The organism is Pseudophaeobacter profundi (assembly GCF_029697505.1).
Lineage (GTDB): Bacteria > Pseudomonadota > Alphaproteobacteria > Rhodobacterales > Rhodobacteraceae > Pseudophaeobacter > Pseudophaeobacter profundi.
In genome coordinates this window covers 1-592 of the sequence record NZ_JARJEF010000057.1, presented here as the reverse complement: position 1 = coordinate 592, position 592 = coordinate 1, and the positions used below count along the sequence as shown (strand labels likewise).

Sequence of the window (592 nt, the reverse complement as noted above, 5' to 3'; positions counted from 1 at the left end):
TGTTGATTGTCACTGAGAACTGACCCGGTATGCCGATAAATTGTCACTGAGAATTGACCCATGTGAACACACTGCCCCGACGGTTTTCGTTGGGGGGATTGGGAGTGATAGACATGGGATTTTTGAGTGTCATCAGACGCTGGGCATTGCGTGACAAGATGCCAATCAGAGAGATTGCCCGTCGGACGGGTTTGTCTCGAAATACGATCAAGAAGTACCTGCGCGAAGGCGCGGTAGAGCCAAGGTTCAAGACGCCCAAGCGTGCAAGCAAACTGGACCCCTATGCGGATCGGTTGTCTGCGTGGCTTTTGATCCAAACACGCAAGTCGCGGAAAGAACGGCGAACCTTGAAGCAGATGCACGCGGATCTGGTGAAGTTGGGGTATGACGGATCTTATGAACGCGTGGCGGCTTTTGCACGAGCCTGGCGTGATGATCGGCATCGTGCTGAACAGACGACAGGGCGGGGCACTTTTGTACCTTTGGTGTTCCAGCCAGGGGAAGCCTTTCAATTCGATTGGAGCGAAGACTGGGGCAATATCGGTGGTGAGCGGGTCAAGCTTCAGGTCGCTCATATCAAGCTGTCACATAG

At 53.5% G+C, this 592-nt stretch carries 1 protein-coding gene; it reads left to right on the top strand.

What is annotated here, in order from left to right; genetic code table 11:
* Positions 1 to 113: 113 nt before the first annotated feature.
* The coding region (locus P2081_RS20265) for a helix-turn-helix domain-containing protein (protein WP_278924596.1) at positions 114 to 592 on the top strand (479 nt) is incomplete at its 3' end.